The organism is Sphingobacterium paucimobilis HER1398, from assembly GCF_000416985.1.
GTDB classification, from domain to species: domain Bacteria; phylum Bacteroidota; class Bacteroidia; order Sphingobacteriales; family Sphingobacteriaceae; genus Sphingobacterium; species Sphingobacterium paucimobilis.
This window is the reverse complement of record NZ_ATDL01000004.1, coordinates 195,662-214,400: the sequence shown is the minus strand read 5'-3', so window position 1 is coordinate 214,400 and position 18,739 is coordinate 195,662. Positions and strand designations below refer to the sequence as shown.

Here is an 18,739-nt window from a genome sequence, read left to right as displayed (position 1 = left end):
ACAACAACGTTAAAGACAATGCTGAAAAACCACCTCGTAACCGCATGGCGAAATATTACTAAAAGAAAATCGCTAACACTGATAAATACATTAGGGCTATACGCTGCTTTTGTCTTTGTGCTACTTATAGGAGCCTACATATGGCAGGTCTTTCAAGTCAACTCAAATCTGAGGCACAAAGAAAGACAGTATGCTCTACAAAGCATCTATAAGGAAGCAGGCATGGGGATGGAACTTACCACCGTAGGAGCTCTTCCCAAGTCACTTAAAGAAGAATACCCTGACCTAGTGGCCAACTATTACCGCATAGATGGGCTGACCTGTATCGTATCACAGGGGGACGTCATACATGAAGAAGCGGTATCTCTAGGTGACCCTACGCTCCTAGATATGTACGGTTTTGAACTATATGAAGGGGATACTAAGACAGCCTTGCTCTCCCCTTCTTCTATAGTTATCACCGAAGCCACCGCTATGCGCTATTTTGGAGACACAGATGCTATTGGCAAAACCCTCCAAATAAAAAACTTCAATGGTGACAACCATCCATTTACAGTAACCGGGGTAATGAAACCCACCGTACAAAACTCGGTTATGGAACTGATGCCGGCTATGCGGGCAACTATATTCCTACCATTGGGCAGTCAATCCTATTTTGGTCGAGACATAGACAACTGGGATAACCTTTGGATTGCAGGTTTTATTCAACTTCAAGAAGGTGTCACCCCTTCACAACTACAGCAACCAATCAAAGATTTACTGCGCCGACATGCCGACCCAAAAGTAGCGGCGAATCTGACCCCAAATATCAAACCACTAGACAGCTATTATTTAGAAGATAATAATGGTGCCATAAAGCAGATGGTCATAATTCTCACAGCGACTGCATGCTTTTTGATGCTAATGGCAATTATCAATTTCATCAACTTTACAATCGGGCAGAGTTTATCTCGGTTAAAAGAAATCGGCATTCGTAAAGTAATGGGCAGCAGTAGCCGATTACTAGCCTTACAGCTATTGATCGAATATGTAATCATCGTTGCCATAGCAGGCATACTCGCGATTTCCAGTTATCCGCTATTCAAACCGCTATTCGAATCTTTACTGGACAGTTCGCTTCCCCGATTGATGGCACTACCTATCCCGTTTTTCTCTTACTTTGCTCTTGTAGTGTTACTTATTGGTCTATTGTCTGGAAGCTATCCTGCATACAAGCTGGCCAACAATGACGCTATATATGCTGTTAAAAATCAACTGACAAATACAGATTCTAAAAAATCCTTGAGACATGTTCTTTTATTTGTACAATTTGCCGTTGCCGTCTTTGTCTTTATCTCCTCACTCATCGTCAGCAAACAAGTTCAAACCTTTATCTCAGAAAAATTAGGTTACAATAAAGAACATCTTCTTACGGTACAGGTTCCAAGAGACTGGTCGGATGCTGGTCTTAACCGCATAGAAGCTGTTCGCGAACAGTTGAGCAAACTTCCTCAAATCGAAGCGATAAGTCTGTCCTACGGTATACCAGGAGCATTTGGCAATGGTGTACAGCAGATCAAAAAAAGGGGAGCTTCATCTACAACAGATGCGCTATTCATTACTGCTGACGAGCATTTTGCAGAGGCCTACCAGATACCCGTAATAGCAGGACAATTTTCAAATTTAAACGGCAACTACCAAGACAATAATATCAAAGTTGTTATCAATCAAAAGACAGCTACCAACCTGGGATATACAATCCCTGAGGAGGCTATCGGCCAGTCGATAACCATGTCTGATGATAGGCTCACGACAGAGATTGTCGCTGTCACAGATGACTTTTATGCCAATACCATGCACAGCCAATCACCTGCTGTTGTTTGGTTTCCCGTGAAAGCCAGTCCACAATACCGCTATCTTTCGATTCGACTTAAGAACGGAGAAATGGCGGACAAAATAAAAACTCTAGAAAAAGAATGGAAGCGCCTTCTACCGGATGCCCCATTTGAATTTGAGTTTTTGGACGCTACTATAGCTAAGATGTACAAAACTGAACTGCAGTTGAAAAAAGCATCCCAAACCGCAACAGTGATTTCTATTCTTATTGTCGTATTGGGCATTATAGGTCTCACCTCTCTCTCCGTCAATAGTCGTCTGAAAGAAATTGGTATCCGTAAAGTATTAGGTGCCTCTCCTACTGGCCTTGTTTTATTATTTGGCAAAGATTTCTATCGGACATTTCTTGCTTCTCTATTCGTCAGTATCCCACTCGTATATATTGCCATGAATCACTGGCTCCAAAGATTTGCCGTACAAACCTCCATAGACCTTGTTTCTGTTCTCCTTCCTACAGTTTTGCTCGCTGTCATGGTTACTATTCTTATTACTGGTATTATCTTCTGGTCGACCCGCAATACTATCAGCAATAGCCTAAGGGATGAATGAGGTTAAAATAAGCCGTAGGTTGTCAGAATAAGTTTGATATCAATCATCGAGAAAAGATTGGTTTATAATTAGTAATTCCTACGGCTTATAATATTGGTTTCTATATATCAACAGCTGAAGTGGCTATATAATATGCTCCATTTTTGCTCTCTACTCTTTTAATGGTAGGGAAATCTTTCAAATTAACTTGTTCATGTAATATCGTTAAAATGACTATGGGCTTCACCCTATTCTCAAAATCAACACAATTTTTTTTATAAATTTCAAGCGGCGTTCTACTCTCTTGAAAATAGCCTTCTTCAAATAGAATCTTCAACCAATCTCTTACTTCTTGTATTTCCGATTCTGCATATAACTGGTAAATATTTACATCACATCTTTGGTCAATTAATTGGAATTCATCAATAAATACTTCTTTCTCTGAATCCATTTTTTTCATATCATAGACCACGTAATCCTCGTATGTCTTTATAGAAATTTGATAGAGAAAAGTTTCAGTTAAATAAGCTTTTACAATAGGAAATACGTGCTCTATTCCGTCTATATTCAAAGATTTTTCTATTCTAAAAAAGTCGCTTATCATCCATCGAATAAACTTAATCCGCTCTACTTTAGTCATAAAATCCAACGGCTTTCCCATCAAAAAAGACATCTCTTTTGGTGATAAATTCTGTGATATTCGATGTATTAATATTCGATAGTAAATTGCAATGTACATAGGGTAGCATTTGCGTGTATAGACTCTTACTTTCGGTTCATCATTCTTCTTTTTCATAATTCAAAGTTTACATTTGTATAGTTTATCAATACAAAAGAAAAGAAAAACAATCAATATTCAAAACATTTGTTATAATAATAACTACATTTTATAAATTTATCTATACATACTAATAGATAAACGCAAAATAGCATGACTAGACTTGGTGAATACTTAGCAAAAAAATCGGTGAATAAATCTATGATAGCACGTAAGACAGGACTCAGTAAAGCGAGAATAAACGAACTTACGATGACAGATACTTCCAAACTACGCTTAGATGAGATGTATCTGATTGCTTTGGCCATCGATACCAATCCTTGCGATATGATGAATGTATTATGCGAGGGCTTAGCATTACAGGAAGAGGAATAGACTTCTCTTCAAAGTCAAAACCTGATTAAATTAACACAAAAGAGCTTTCTAAAAACCCTTTGTCGCTGTGCCTCTATGCTTCTACTAATCGGCTCGCATATACAGATGCACAGAGAGTCTGCTCTAACTGTTGAATTTCTCCTCTATTGAACTTTAAATACTAATTTCACTTCCTAATACCCATTAATTAAACTTCTCATATTTCTCTAGTCACAGGAGAATCCACTCAAACGCTTGCTCGAACTATATAAAGAAACACTTAGTTGTTGAAACAACATCATTACATTCCGATCTTGTTCCCCAGTCAGAACTCACAAAATTTGATTACTAATTTATGTCCAAAACGTTTTTAACTCATTTATGACAAGTTCTAAACAGACTCTTTATGGCTTATATATTTATAGTGATATCATAGAGGTATAATAGAGGATTTATAGAGGGTTCATAGAGGTAAAACACTAGAAAGACTCAGTAATCCCTCTCTTAAAATAGTAGTTACTCTCAGTTGTTATATAATCAAGATAGAACTTATAAATAACCAACCCCATTACTGTCACTAGTTAACGATTTGTATGATGTTGGACAGACTCTCTAAATACCTAAGAAAAAAAATAGTTGCATGTGGTGATGTAAGTTCTAATTATTCTCAAAAAACATTATTGTCCATAAATGTACAGCTACTGTTCGAAAGCGGACAATAAAACACTACCCAAAAACAGCATAAAACTAACAATCAAACAGTTATTAAAACGGCCTACAATTTGAAAGAATCATCAAACGGTTCAAATAAACATAATGTTGCAATGAAACAAGCTATTTTTAGTACCTGGAGAAATATTCGAAAGCGAAAACTACAAACCTTCATACAGATAGGAAGTCTTACACTTGCCTTTGCGATCGGAATAATCCTTTTCCTATCAGCCAGCTTCGAATTATCTTTTGATCATTTTCATAACCACATTGACCGTATCGGCGCACTCTATTTTCAATCTCAAGAAGACCACCAAAATCATGCGGCCAGCACTATGCCTCTCCCCTTAGCATCTACCTTAAAAGAGGAACTCCCTTATGTCGAAAAAGCGACACGTTGGGGCAACGGAGGATTAGTTCTGAAAACAGATCAAAAAGAAATAAATATAGGAACACGTTATGTCGATCCAGACTTCTTTTCCATATTTGATTTCGAATTTCAGATCGGAAATAATCATGCCCTAGATGATCTTGATAATATTGTCCTTACACAATCTACTGCCGAGAATCTTTTTGGAAATACAGATAAAAGTATTATCGGTTGCCAGATTGAAGTCAATATAAATGGCCAATGGCAGAACATGCAAATTTCTGCGATCTTAAAAGATCCCCCTCGAAATTCCAGTCTGTCATTCAAATCCTTACTAAGGTTTGAAAAATTCCCAAATACTTTTGATAAAAACAGCTGGTCTAACAAAAACCATGATGTATTTGTACTTAGTCAAACACCAAGCATCGATGCCCAGTCGTTCGCTGTTGCCGCAAAATCCTTCACGACCAAATACTTTGCTGACGATATAGCAAAGCTTAAGCGCGACGGCACAAGTCCTAACAAAGATGGCAGTTATCTTGCTCTCTCCTTAATTCCTTTCAAAAACTATCATCTCAATGACCTACAGATAGGAAATCCTAATAGCCCCCTACTTCCGAAGCTACTGCTGGGATTAGCACTGTTGATCCTTATTATATCGGTCAGCAATTTTATCAATATACAACTGGTCAGCTTTGTATCCCGTAGTCAAGAAGTTGCCATTAGAAAGACCCTGGGAGGCAGTATATTACATATTAGTGCGCAGCTGTGGTTAGAGACACTGATTTGTTGCTTACTATCGCTTGGACTCGGTCTATTGTTAGCTTGGTCTTTGATCCCTTTCTATAACAGCAATACCCATTATCGATTGGCAATCTTTGACCTATTTACCTGGAAGCATGTCCTTATAACCCTATTTTCTTTTTTGACAATCAGTATCGTCGCAGGTGGTTATCCAGCATTACGTATTACCAGAGAAAATATCTTATCCTTAGTAAAAGGCAACTCGGGTATACATAACCGTTGGAATATACAACGCATATTACCACTGATTCAATTTACGATAGCCATCATCCTAGTTGTATGCAGTGTCGTTGTCGTCTTACAGATCAATCATATAAAGCATCTCCCTTTGGGTTTCGAGAAACAGGAAGTCATCAGTATTCCAATCGGCCCAAAATTAGATGGAAATCAGGCTTTACATAGAATGCGACAGGCTTCCTTGGGTAATCCATTTATTATGAGCGTGACGGGGTCAGACATTAATTTGGGATTGGGACGTGATGGCAATCAGTCTACCTCGCAATTGGGATTTGATTATCAAGGCAAGGGATATAGCACCAACTGGCAACGTGTAGATATTGATTATTTCAGCACCTTAGAGATACCCTTGGTCGCTGGCCGCAGCTTCTCAGCAGATCGACCGACAGACTCCACAGCACTGGTCATTAATGAGCAGATGGCGACACAGCTCGGAGGCATAGAGCATGTATTAAATAAGCCATTACCTTTATTTGATAAGCAAATGACGGTAATCGGTGTTGCAAAAGATTACAATTTCAAAGACCTGAAACAAAGAATAGAACCTCTTTCCCTATTTATGGATCCGGATCTAGGGTTTAACATCAAATATATACTGGTACGTATAAAATCAGGCAACTTGGTACAGTCCCTGCAAGAGGTCGAAAGTATCTGGAAAACCATTGATACCGACTATAAAAACAATGCTTCGTATCTTGACGAGAATACAGACCGGATGTATGAACAGGAGCAACAAATGATGAAGATAATAAGTGTAGGAGGAGTTATTGCTGTTATTATTGCCTGTATGGGACTCTTTGCGGCTACATTGGTTGCTATCAGTGCACGTGTCAAGGAAATCGGCATCCGCAAGGTACTGGGTAGTTCGATATGGAAACTGGTGATCTTATTGTCGAAAGATTTTCTACAGATTGTCCTGATCGCATTACTCATCGGTCTACCTATAGCTTGGTATCTTTCTCAAGAATGGCTTAGCAGCTTCTCTTATCGTTTTAATTTTCACTTTGGAATCTTGTTTTTCTGCGCACTCGCCGTACTAGCTCTAGCAGCTATTACGATAGGAATGCATACTATAAAAGCGGCGAGTACGAATCCAGTAAATGCACTTAAAGATGAATAATCACGATCAATTATAACCCAACATGAGCAAGTACTTTTTTATTTTTTTATATCGGACTTTATGGAACAACAAACTGTTTACTTCCTTAAATATTGTTGGACTGGCATTAGGATTCGCTGCATTCATTTTAGCTTATCAATATATAAATAGAGAGAAAAACTACGACCGATGGAATCCTAACTACGAAAACATCTATCGGGTAGGATTGACACACGAAGGCGAACATGTTGCTCAAACTCCATCTCCGCTTGCCAAAGCGATACGGCAACAACTACCCGAAATAAAAGAGGTAGGGCTAGTACTCGATTATAGCTACAGTAACTACCCTATATTTGGCAAAGAGACGGTTAACGTTCGAAAAACACTGCTCATGGATTCCAGCGCGGCTAAGATATTCCAAATAGAAGCAGAGACGGGGCCTTTGTACAGGTCTTCTCAACAAAAAGAAGCCTCCTTGGTGAGTAAAGAGCTAGGTAGACAGCTATTTGGCAAGGATAATATCGATTTTTCTACACCGAAGCAGGTGGCTGCCTTCAGTAAAGCTTTAGGCGTGACAGAAAACATCTACGGCATATCCAAAGTACGGAATCTCTCCATTATAAATTATGACTTGCTACTCATCAAAGAAATAGAAGGTGAACAGCATGGAAACCCATACAACTACCATACTTATATTCAGGTCTCTCCAGAAACTAAAATCCCTCAACTGACCGAAAAGATAAATCAAATCTACCACGATCAGGTTACTCAATTATCCTGGACTAAACACTCTAGTTTCGCCAATGGTGAAGTCTATCTCGATCCCCTATCCCATCTTCATCTTCGTCCCAAAAACGGTTCAAATGGAGCCTACCTAACCATATGGATATTGGGTATACTCTCTCTCTTAACACTGACACTATCGGCTATTAATTTTACCAATCTCACTTTGGCTCAAGCGCAAAGCAGGACTAAGGAAATGAGCATAAAAAAGACGTTCGGAAGTTCCACCGGATCCATCACAGTTCAGTTACTAGCTGAGGTATTTGTACAATGTTTAGCTGCGGCTCTACTTGCTTTGTTTATCATAGCCCTTTGCGAAAATATCCTACAGACCTTTTTAAATGACGATTTAATAAACTATTTATTTCATCCAGTGACACTACTACAGCTATCTCTTGCAGTCGTTATCACCACAGTCATCGCAGGACTCTACCCATCACTGAACTTAGCCAGTTATAAAACCAGCACTACGATCAAAGACAAATTACAGGCCCACCCCAATCGATCTATTTTACGGAATTCGCTGCTAACCTTTCAATTTTTTATTGCCCTTATATTTCTGTGTGGCTCTATGCTAGTGTACCAGCAGATGCAATTTATCAAAAAAACAGATAAGGGATTCAACGCAGAGCAAGTTATCAGCTTCAAGGGAGTCGGCATGTATTATGATGCAAAGCCCGATGGCACCTTTTATGATTTCAAAAGACGCATACAACAAAACCTCAATATAATCTCCGCCTCGTCAGCGACAAATCTACCAGGAGGAGCAGATGTCCCTCCTAAAAAACAATTCAACTATCAAAATCGGCCTATAGAGTTGGACCATATAGGAGTAGACTTAGGCTATTTCAACACATTAAATATCGAAAGTATAGCAGGTACTTCACAAGTATCCTTAGAACAACTACTGAAGGACAGCACTGCACACTATGCAGTAATCAACCAGACCGCAGCAAAAGAACTAGGGATTGTATCTCCCAATGGAATAAAAATAACGGGGTGTGAGACCGACTTCTCAGTCACAGCTATCGTAAAAGATGTAAAGACTTATGGGTTTGAAAACAAAGTAGTCCCTACAATCTACTCCTATGGAGATGAGTGTGGACCTGGCCGATTTAAGACTTCCATGATTGTAAAAGCTAAAGCCGGCAACGTAAAACAAGCCATAGAGGCCGTAAAAGAGGAATGGGTTAAAAACCCTTCCGCGGAATCTCTACCACTGGATTATGAATTTTTAGATACCACCTACGCCCAGCTTTATGCGAAACAAGAACAGATGGAAATACTCTTAAATGGATATACTATACTTTCCTTATTCATAGCCATGCTAGGACTATTTAGTGTGTCGGCCTATGATGTTGTCGTTCGAAATAAAGAGATTTCTATCCGAAAGGTTCTAGGAGCATCGACCAAAGACATACTTTTACATCTCCATAAACCGTATATTTATATGTTGACATTAGCCAGTATAGTCGGAATACCCATAGCTTACCTGCTTATGAATGATTGGCTAAATAACTTTGCTTATAAAACACAGCTTTCCCCTTGGATATTTGTGATAGGGATAGGGACCATTGCTACTATATTATCAATAATAGTAGGCTTCCAATCGCTGAAGACAGCACGAACGAATCCTATAAAGTCTTTGAGAGATGAGTAAAAAAGAACTATTTAGCTAAGAGACACTAAACGCACTGAAAACTGATTATTGACTACTGATTACTAAAAACTAAAAATGATAAAACTAGAAAATATATTTAAATGGTATAACGTAGGTGGTACTCGATCTTTCGTACTAAAAGATATTAACCTACATATAGAGCAAGGGGATTTTGTATCCATCATGGGCCCCTCTGGATCGGGTAAATCGACATTACTTAATGTTATTGGTTTACTTGATGAACCCAATGAAGGGAAATACTACTTTATGGATGAAGATGTCCTAGCCCTTAAGGCGAAAAAAAGAGCTGCTCTATTCCAATCTCATATGGGATATGTTTTTCAATCCTATCATCTCATTGACGAACTTACCGTTTACGAAAATATAGAGACACCACTTATCTATAAAAATCTATCCAGCAAAGAACGTAAAGCAATCGTTGCTGATATGCTGGACCGTTTCGGTATCGTAGGTAAAAAGAACCTTTTCCCTTCTCAGCTCTCCGGTGGACAGCAGCAGGTAGTAGGTATCGCTAGAGCTTTGGCCGGCTCACCTAAGCTTTTACTCGCAGATGAACCTACGGGCAACCTCAACACCAAGCAAGGCGAGGACATTATGGAGTTATTCAAACAACTAAATGACGAAGGTGTCACCATCATACAGGTAACCCATTCCGAGAAAAATGCAGAATATGGCCATCGCATCGTCAATCTGCTGGATGGTCAATTAAAAGACATATAACAACCAAATATTGCGCAAGAACTTTCTTTTTTGTAAATTGGTACATGAAGGAAGCGGAATTGAAAGCACTTATTTCATTGTTGGATGATCCCGACGTGGAGATTTTCAATCAGGTCGAGCAGCAATTGATTATATATGGACCTGAAGTTGTTCCCCAACTCGAGGCGAGTTGGGAGTCTTCTTTTGACCCTTTGTCCCAGACCCGCATTGAGAACATTATCCATAAAATCCAGTTTGAGCAGGTTCAAAATGATCTTCAACTTTGGGCTCTCCAGAATAACGAGGATCTTTTGGAAGGACTCTTGATAGTCAATCGATACCAATACCCCAACTTGGATGAAAATATCGTTCAATATCAATTAGCTGAATTGCGACGGAACGCATGGTTTCAGCTGATGTATGATATGAGTCCGTTAGAAAAGGTAAAACTCCTGAATAATATTATTTTCAGAGAGTTTGGCCTTTCAGGAAATACCACAAATTATCATGACCCTCAGAACTCGTTTTTACATAAAGTACTGGAAACAAAAAAAGGAAATCCAATTTCCCTCGCCTGTATCTACAGTATTGTCGCTCAAAAACTTGATATTCCTATCTATGGCATCAATCTGCCAAAACATTTTGTGGTTGCCTATATTGAAGAAGAGCATGAGAGCCCCCTATTCTATATCAATGTTTTCAACCGTGGACAGGTGATGAAACACGATGACATTTATTCTTTCTTAAAGCAACTCAACCTGCCGCCAAAAGAAGAATTTACGTTACCCTGCTCTAACGTAGCTATTATTAAGCGTGTATTAAGAAACTTAACAACAGCTTATGACAACCTGGGCAATATGCAAAAAAAGGAAGAAATATCTTCCTTATTAAATCTCTTGAATGATTTTAACTAGCGAGAATCTAAGGATATGGATTGCGGAGGTCTATTATCGAAATTCAACTCATCTTTAGGCGCAACATTCCCATCTGCACTGATCAAGAAACGGAACACACGTTTCGCCGCTGGATCAGCCACGAAGAAGTATTTTCCACCTTCTTTTCCGTCTATGGCTACATCTGTAGGTTCTCTCAGCTTTGTTTGATCTCCTTCGACTATACGAGTCGGCACAATATCTTGAGCTGCCTTATATTGGGAGAATTTCTCAAAGATCAAGATCCGACCAGCATTTTGACCTGACCCCGAAGATACACTATAATCTGTAGCCATTAGGATATCTGCCGACTTCGAATAACTTATTCCTCTTATATTATTAGCCCCTTGAATCTTCAACAGATAGTTATCTGACTCCTTCATAATCGAATCACCATTCTGTAACAACCTATTAATAAAACCTTTATAAACGATTATAGCTCCGTCATTCTCTTCTGCTTTAGAAATCAACAAATCTTGCCCAATGGCAAGTACCGCCCAAGGGTTGTGGTTAAGCTTCATTCGATAACGAGGTCGTGAAAACCGGCCTGTAGTCCCAGGCCCTTTGACAGCAAATAAGGTATAATTAGGCACTGGATTGCCATTCGTTGTATCGGAAGCATTTGCAAACAAAAGATAATCCTCAGACAATTTACCATCATTTACAACGGTATAATATAACCCTCTTACTTTATCATATATCCGATTAGTCGCGCTAGTCTTGTTATCAAGCACTCCTGTCTTGCTGATTCCCATGACATGTACTGCTGTATCCAGATCGGATGCGGGGTTCATACTCCCCTGAAAAACCCTCCCTCCTTTAAAAGGGCTATAGTGAATCATCCTCCCTCCTTTTGCGGCAGAGGTAAACGGTCGAAAGTCTTCTCGCTTAGGCAATTCATCAGCATCTACATTGTCAACTGGCCAAACATTAAAAATAGAGGCAGATGCAGATCCCGCTGAATAATCAGAGGTCGATACATACAACCTAGAGATAGGTTTACGTTCACGTTCGGGCTCATCATCATCCCGTTTACAACTACCTACAGAAATCAGTATACATCCTGCTATTATACTAAAGAGAAAGTTCTTCATACTATGTCTTGATTCTTATATGCAAACTTATATAAAATGCTTTGTATTCATGCATGCCTAGCGCAAAATTCACACTTTATAACATAACAACGAATAAACACCCCAAATTGCCACATCTGCAATTAAACTTTCTAATGTAGAGAGTTTTCCGTAAAATTGCACTTTGGAAGGAGATGAAAATGGATAGCAACAACAAATTAGTAAGGGAAAAATTAAGCCTGCCCAAGAGTGGAAAAAGGCTATTACTGCATTCATGCTGTGCTCCCTGTGCTGGAGAAGTGATGGAAGCGCTCATCGCGTCGGACATTGACTTTACCATTTATTTTTACAACCCCAATATACATCCAAGGAAAGAATATGACATACGCAAAGAGGAAAATATCCGCTTTGCAGAGAAGCACAACATACCATTCATTGATGCAGACTACGATGTTGACCATTGGTTTGATCTCGCCAAGGGCATGGAAAACGAACCAGAGAAAGGAATACGATGCACGATGTGTTTTGATATGCGTTTCGAAAAAACAGCGGAGTACGCTGCTGCACATGGTTTTGATGTGATATCGAGTTCATTGGGGATCTCTCGCTGGAAAAACATGGAGCAGATCAACGATTGTGGAGTTCGTGCAGCTTCACGACACCCGGAAATGGAATATTGGACACTCAACTGGCGCAAAAAAGGTGGATCGGCTCGTATGCTCGAAATCAGCAAACGTGAAAAATTCTATATGCAAGAATATTGTGGTTGCGCCTACTCGCTCCGTGACACGAACAAATGGCGCATGGCCAATGGCCGGGACAAAATAGAATTAGGCATTAAATATTACGGAGACGAGGAATAAAAAATATTTTCGAAAATTAATTGCATCCTTGATTTTAAAACATTAATTTTGCAGGCTCAAATACAGGATTGTGAAGTATCTAAAACAATATAGAATACCTTTTTCAGGACTTGCGGCGGGGATACATGATTTTGATTTTGAGATTGATGACAAGTTCTTTGACTGCTTTGAGCATTCATTAGTAAAAAAAGGAAAACTTCTTGCTAAAGTTTCATTACAAAAGCAAGAGACCATGCTGATTGTCAATTTTGACATACAGGGCAGGATTTTTCTACAGTGTGATGTATGTCTAACGGAATTCGAGTCTCCGCTTCATTTTACGGAACGAGTAATCGTAAAGTTTATAAATGAAGAATGGGACAACGAGACAGAAGAGGTCATCGTCTTGAACAAGACAGACCATGAACTGGACATTGCGAATTTGCTATACGAATACATCAATGTACAAGTCCCTTACTATGCAAAATGTAGCGAGCAAGGTGAAAACATATCCTGTGATCCTGAAATGCTGGCAAAGATAAGCGGCACAGTGGATGCAGAAGAACAGTCAACAACAGAGAGTGAAAGTATAGACCCACGTTGGGCAGCATTAAAGAATATTAAAAACAATTAAAAAACATAATACGAGATGGCACATCCAAAACGTAAAACTTCGAAATCGAGAAGAGACAAAAGAAGAACACATTATAAGGCTGAAAGACCTACATTGACTGTATGTAAAGAAACTGGTGCTGTACACGTACCACACAAAGCATACGAAGTAGATGGCAATTTATACTACAACGGTAAATTGATTATCGAGAACACAGCCGCTGTCTAAAAAATATCTTTTGAAAAACATCCCAAAAAAAGCTTAGTTATTTAACATTTTGCTTTAATTTGGGATGTTTTTTGCGTATTATTGATTTAGAAAAATAATAACGGATGAAGATCGGATTAGACGTCTTAGGAGGAGATTATGCTCCAAATTCCACAATTCTTGGTGCTATAGAAGCCCAAAAAGTTCTTAAAAATGATCAACGTATAGTGTTGATCGGAAATGAAGAAGATAGTAGAAAACAAATAATTGAAGCAGGAATAGATCCTTCACTATTTGATTATATTCATGCGCCCGAGAACATTTCGATGCATGAACACCCCACCAAAGCTATCACACAGAAGCCAAACTCGAGCGTAGCGAAGGGCTTTGAGCTGTTAAAAAACGGAGAGATAGATTCTTTCTCATCTGCCGGAAATACAGGCGCTATGCTCGTAGGCGCTATGTTTAGTGTAAAAACAATCCCTGGTGTATTAAGACCCGCAATAGCGACCAATGTACCTAAACTTAAAAATGGGTACGGAATCCTACTTGATGTAGGTGCCAATGCGGACTGTAAACCCGAAATGCTAAATCAATTCGCCATCTTAGGCAGCCTCTACTCCGAACATGTATATGGTGTTCAAAAACCCAAAGTAGGACTCCTTAATATTGGAGAAGAAGAAGAAAAAGGGAACATATTGACCATAGCCACCTATCCTCTGTTAAAATCCAATCCGAAAATCAATTTCATAGGCAATGCCGAAGGGCGTGATCTTTTCACAGATCAAGCAGATGTATATGTTTGCGATGGATACACGGGTAATGTGGTATTGAAGCTAGCCGAGTCTTTTTATGTCGTAACATTGAAGAAGGGCTTTAAGGATGATTTTTTTGACAGGTTCAACTACGAGCGATATGGCGGAAGTCCTATTTTAGGAGTGAATGCTCCAGTCATTATAGGACACGGTATATCTACCCCCGAAGCTATCAAAAACATGCTATTACTATCCAAAGATATGATAGAGTCTAAATTTATAGACAAGATCAGATCTGCTTTTAACTAAGATAATTATTATGTCTAAAATTCATGCAGCCATTACGGCCGTAAATGGTTATGTTCCGGACTATATATTGACAAATAAGGAACTGGAAACAATGGTTGATACCAATGACGAGTGGATTGTCTCTCGTACTGGAATCAAAGAGCGTCGCATTCTAAAAGGGGAAGGGCTTGCTACATCGGATCTAGCGGTTCCAGCTGTAAAAGGATTACTTGAAAAAAGAGGAATCACTGCTGCAGATATCGATTTGATCATTTTCTGTACCAGTACGCCAGACATGTTATTTCCTGCAACAGCAAATATTTTGGCTGATAAAATTGGAGCAAAGAATGCGTGGGGCTATGATTTACAAGCTGCCTGTTCGGGTTTCTTATTCGGATTGACTACAGGTTCGCAATTTATAGAATCTGGAAAACACAAAAAAGTATTGGTTGTTGGCGCTGATAAAATGTCATCAGTCGTAAACTATCAAGACCGTAATACGTGCATCCTATTTGGTGATGGTTGTGGTGCAGTCCTGTTAGAGCCCAACACCGAAGGTAATGGAATACAAGATACAATCTTAAAAACAGATGGCTCAGGCGGTCAGTTTTTAAACATTAAAGGAGGAGGTTCGTTAAACCCAGCATCTCATGAGACGGTTGAAGCGGGTTTACATTATGCTTACCAGGAAGGAAAAACTGTCTTTAAATTTGCCGTAACCAATATGGCAGACGTAGCCCATGATATCATGGTCCGTAATCAACTGACGGCTGATGATATCGCTTGGCTGGTACCGCATCAAGCTAACAAGCGAATTATCGATGCTACAGCTGAACGAGCAGGTCTTCCGGAAGAAAAAGTCATGGTGAATATCCATAAATATGGCAATACAACAAGCGGCACTATACCACTTTGTTTATGGGAGTGGGAAAGCCAACTAAAAAAAGGAGACAACTTGATTCTAGCTGCATTTGGTGGCGGTTTCACTTGGGGTTCAGTATATTTAAAATGGGCCTACTAAAAATAGAGCCTTTTCTAGAAAGAATGTATTCAAGCGTATTGATAACTGCATAACTTGTTCGTTACCCAGCAATAGCTGGTTCCTAAAAAACTTTTATGTATCTTTATGCGCTATTTTAAAAATTAAATAAACAAAATAAAACCTACTGAAGTATGAGTATGGATATCAAACAAATTCAAGATCTGATTAAATTCGTTTCGAAATCAGGTGTGAATGAAGTATCGATTGAAGAAAAAGATTTCAAGATCACGATAAAAACAAATCAGGAACCAACGTACGTTACAGCATCTTTGCCTGCTGTTGCACCTGTTGCTGTCCAAAGTGCACCAGCACCTGCAGCGCCAGTAGCAGCACCTGTAACCGTTGTTGCGACACCTGCTGCTGATGATGAATCTCATTTCATTACGGTAAAATCTCCGATGATCGGGACGTTCTATCGTTCTGCCGGTCCAGATAAAGCTCCATTTGTAAATGTAGGTGATGATATTGCACCAGGAAAAGTAACTTGTATTGTTGAAGCAATGAAATTGTTCAACGAGATCGAGTCAGAAGTGTCCGGTAAAATTGTAAAAATATTAGTGAACGACGCTCAACCAGTCGAATACGATCAACCTTTATTCTTAGTCGATCCAAGATAATATCTAGCTGCTTTTTGAGCAGCTTTTTTGAATTTAGGAGAATGGGATTCATTGTGCACGATGTCGATGTTTCCCTTTCTTTCTAAAAAATATGCTATACGGAACAAAATATGCCGTATAAAGTGTTAATCAAGTCATTCACTATGTTCAAAAAAATATTAATAGCAAATAGAGGCGAAATCGCATTACGTATCATCCGCACTTGTCGGGAGATGGGAATCAAGAGTGTAGCCGTATATTCAACAGCAGACAGAGACAGTCTTCACGTGCGATTTGCAGATGAAGCAGTCTGTATCGGCCCCCCAGCGAGTAAAGACTCCTACCTTAATATACCCAATATCATTGCAGCTGCCGAACTTACGAACGCAGATGCCATACACCCTGGCTACGGTTTCTTGTCTGAGAATGCCAAATTCTCTGCTATCTGTGCAGAATATGGTATTAAATTCATTGGTGCTACTGCAGATCAGATCGAAAAAATGGGTGATAAGTCTTCCGCTAAAGATACCATGAAAAAAGCGGGTGTGCCGACTGTACCTGGTTCAGCAGGACTTATTCCAGACGTAAAAACAGGTATTGAATTAGCCAAAGAAATCGGTTACCCTGTTATTATCAAAGCTACTGCGGGTGGTGGTGGTCGCGGTATGCGTATTATCTGGAAGGATGAAGAATTTGAACCAAGCTGGGACTCTGCTCGTCAAGAATCTGCTGCTGCATTTGGAAATGATGGCATCTATCTTGAAAAATATGTAGAAGAACCTCGTCATATCGAAATACAAGTAATCGGCGACCAATACGGTACTGTATGCCACCTTTCGGAGAGAGACTGTTCTATTCAACGTCGTCATCAAAAGTTGGTAGAGGAAGCCCCTTCTCCATTCATCACACCAGAATTACGTGCTAAAATGGGAGAAGCTGCCATTAAAGGTGCGCAAGCGGTTAAATATGAAGGTGCTGGTACCATAGAATTTTTGGTAGACAAACACCGTAATTTCTACTTTATGGAAATGAATACTCGTATTCAAGTAGAACACCCTGTCACCGAAGAGGTCATTAATTTTGACTTGATCAAAGAGCAGATCAAAGTTGCAGCAGGTATTCCTATTTCTGGAAAAAGTTATGAGCCGACAATGCATGCTATCGAGTGTCGTATAAATGCAGAAGATCCTTTCAACAACTTCCGTCCATCACCAGGAAAGATTACGAACTTCCACTCGCCAGGGGGTCACGGTGTACGTGTAGACACACATGTCTATGCGGGGTACACCATCCCTTCAAACTATGATTCCATGATCGCTAAGTTAATCTGTGCCGCACAGACAAGAGAGGAAGCTATAAGCACGATGGAACGAGCATTGAGTGAGTTTGTCATAGAAGGTGTTAAAACCACGATCCCATTGCACCTACGGTTAATGCGTGATCCAAATTTTAGAGCAGGTAATTTTACCACAAAATTCATGGAGACGTTTGACTTAACAGAATACCCAGACGAAGATTAAACGTAAAATTTTTGTTTTATATTAAAAAATACCATTCTTCTCCTAAAGAATGGTATTTTTGTTTTCTATACAAACACCAATATGTCTAGTAAAAAACTAATTGATGCCATCAAAGAAAAAGGAAAAAATATAGAAGCCGAAATGTCATTTTTCGAACATTTGGAGGTTCTTAGATGGCACATCATTCGTTCCGTTATAGCCATTATTATTTTTGCTATCTTATCATTCACATTTTACGATTTTGTTTTTAATCAGATCATCATGGGTCCAAAGAACCTTGACTTCTGGACATATCGTATGATGTGCAAGCTCGCTGATATTTTTAACCTAGATGATTTTTGCGTACAGCGCATCCCCTTCAATATCATTAGTACCGAGTTGACTGGGCAATTTATGTTGCAGATCAACTCCTGTTTATTAATGGCTGTAGCATTAGGCTTCCCCTATCTTCTCTTTGAAGTGTGGCTATTTATTAAGCCTGCGCTTACAGTTGTCGAACAGAAATCTGCTCGCGGATTTGTTTTCTACGCTACACTATTATTTGTATTAGGAGCTTTATTCGGATATTATATTGTCGTTCCTCTATCTATCAATTTCTTGGCCAACATTTCATTAAGTGCGGAGATAACGAATCAGATCACTATTGACAACTACTTGTCCACTGTAGCCACGCTCACATTGGGATGTGGAGTTGTATTTCTACTGCCTATACTGATCTTTATCCTATCAAAACTAGGCATCATGACACCACAATTCATGCGTGCAAGTAGACGATATGCAGCGGTAATCATACTCGTAATAGCAGCCGTAATTACACCATCAGCAGATGTCATTACAATGCTTACAGTAGCTGCACCTATGTTCCTACTATATGAGATCAGCATCATGGTTTCCTCGAAAGTGAAGAAAGAAAAAGAATTAAAGGAGAAAGAATTTTATAAAAGTTAATTAT

General features: G+C 39.2%; 16 protein-coding genes. 14 read left to right on the top strand and 2 right to left on the bottom strand.

Annotated elements, in window-relative coordinates:
* Positions 1-18 precede the first annotated feature (18 nt).
* On the top strand, positions 19-2,424 hold the full coding sequence (locus tag M472_RS26500; RefSeq protein ID WP_021068858.1) for an ABC transporter permease: 2,406 nt from the start codon (positions 19-21) through the stop codon (positions 2,422-2,424).
* 100 nt (positions 2,425-2,524) lie between these two features.
* Here the strand turns inward: M472_RS26500 and M472_RS26495 are convergent, their stop codons facing one another.
* Positions 2,525-3,199 carry a hypothetical protein gene (locus M472_RS26495; protein WP_021068857.1) on the bottom strand — a complete coding sequence of 225 codons (675 nt, stop codon included), beginning with the start codon at positions 3,197-3,199 and terminating at the stop codon, positions 2,525-2,527.
* A gap of 135 nt (positions 3,200-3,334) precedes the next feature.
* On the opposite strand from M472_RS26495, the gene M472_RS26490 reads away from it, so the two are divergent.
* From M472_RS26490 to M472_RS26470, 5 genes are all read left to right on the top strand, one after another.
* Positions 3,335-3,556, top strand: a complete 222-nt coding sequence (locus tag M472_RS26490; RefSeq protein ID WP_021068856.1) for a helix-turn-helix domain-containing protein — start codon at positions 3,335-3,337, stop codon at positions 3,554-3,556.
* Between the two features lie 803 nt (positions 3,557-4,359).
* Positions 4,360-6,777: an ABC transporter permease gene (locus M472_RS26485; protein WP_021068855.1), complete on the top strand. Its 2,418-nt coding sequence runs from the start codon at positions 4,360-4,362 to the stop codon at positions 6,775-6,777.
* 22 nt (positions 6,778-6,799) lie between these two features.
* Positions 6,800-9,199, top strand: a complete 2,400-nt coding sequence (locus M472_RS26480) for an ABC transporter permease (protein ID WP_021068854.1) — start codon at positions 6,800-6,802, stop codon at positions 9,197-9,199.
* Between the two features lie 75 nt (positions 9,200-9,274).
* Complete coding sequence (locus M472_RS26475; RefSeq protein ID WP_021068853.1) at positions 9,275-9,940, top strand: ABC transporter ATP-binding protein; 666 nt, start codon at positions 9,275-9,277, stop codon at positions 9,938-9,940.
* Positions 9,941-9,984: 44 nt separating this feature from the next.
* Positions 9,985-10,833: a transglutaminase-like domain-containing protein gene (locus M472_RS26470; RefSeq protein ID WP_021068852.1), complete on the top strand. Its 849-nt coding sequence runs from the start codon at positions 9,985-9,987 to the stop codon at positions 10,831-10,833.
* On the opposite strand, the gene M472_RS26465 is transcribed toward M472_RS26470, so the two are convergent.
* Positions 10,830-11,945 (bottom strand): hypothetical protein, encoded by a 1,116-nt coding sequence (locus M472_RS26465; protein WP_021068851.1) that lies wholly within the window; start codon positions 11,943-11,945, stop codon positions 10,830-10,832. The two genes, M472_RS26470 and M472_RS26465, sit on opposite strands and share 4 nt — an antisense overlap.
* Before the next feature lie 179 nt (positions 11,946-12,124).
* On the opposite strand from M472_RS26465, the gene M472_RS26460 reads away from it, so the two are divergent.
* The 8 genes from M472_RS26460 (at position 12,125) to tatC (ending at position 18,735) form a co-directional block, all read left to right on the top strand.
* Positions 12,125-12,787: an epoxyqueuosine reductase QueH gene (locus tag M472_RS26460; protein ID WP_037457970.1), complete on the top strand. Its 663-nt coding sequence runs from the start codon at positions 12,125-12,127 to the stop codon at positions 12,785-12,787.
* A gap of 70 nt (positions 12,788-12,857) precedes the next feature.
* Entirely contained in the window at positions 12,858-13,400 is a 543-nt protein-coding gene (locus tag M472_RS26455; RefSeq protein ID WP_021068849.1) for a YceD family protein, read from the top strand.
* Between the two features lie 15 nt (positions 13,401-13,415).
* Positions 13,416-13,607, top strand: coding sequence for a 50S ribosomal protein L32 (gene rpmF, locus M472_RS26450; protein WP_021068848.1), 192 nt, complete (start codon positions 13,416-13,418; stop codon positions 13,605-13,607).
* 104 nt (positions 13,608-13,711) lie between these two features.
* Positions 13,712-14,650 carry a phosphate acyltransferase PlsX gene (plsX, locus tag M472_RS26445; RefSeq protein WP_021068847.1) on the top strand — a complete coding sequence of 313 codons (939 nt, stop codon included), beginning with the start codon at positions 13,712-13,714 and terminating at the stop codon, positions 14,648-14,650.
* A gap of 10 nt (positions 14,651-14,660) precedes the next feature.
* Positions 14,661-15,650 (top strand): beta-ketoacyl-ACP synthase III, encoded by a 990-nt coding sequence (locus M472_RS26440; protein WP_021068846.1) that lies wholly within the window; start codon positions 14,661-14,663, stop codon positions 15,648-15,650.
* A gap of 152 nt (positions 15,651-15,802) precedes the next feature.
* Entirely contained in the window at positions 15,803-16,288 is a 486-nt protein-coding gene (gene accB, locus M472_RS26435; RefSeq protein WP_021068845.1) for an acetyl-CoA carboxylase biotin carboxyl carrier protein, read from the top strand.
* Positions 16,289-16,431: 143 nt separating this feature from the next.
* Positions 16,432-17,787, top strand: coding sequence for an acetyl-CoA carboxylase biotin carboxylase subunit (gene accC, locus M472_RS26430; RefSeq protein WP_022829257.1), 1,356 nt, complete (start codon positions 16,432-16,434; stop codon positions 17,785-17,787).
* Positions 17,788-17,868: 81 nt separating this feature from the next.
* Positions 17,869-18,735, top strand: coding sequence for a twin-arginine translocase subunit TatC (tatC, locus tag M472_RS26425; protein ID WP_021068843.1), 867 nt, complete (start codon positions 17,869-17,871; stop codon positions 18,733-18,735).
* Positions 18,736-18,739: the final 4 nt, after the last annotated feature.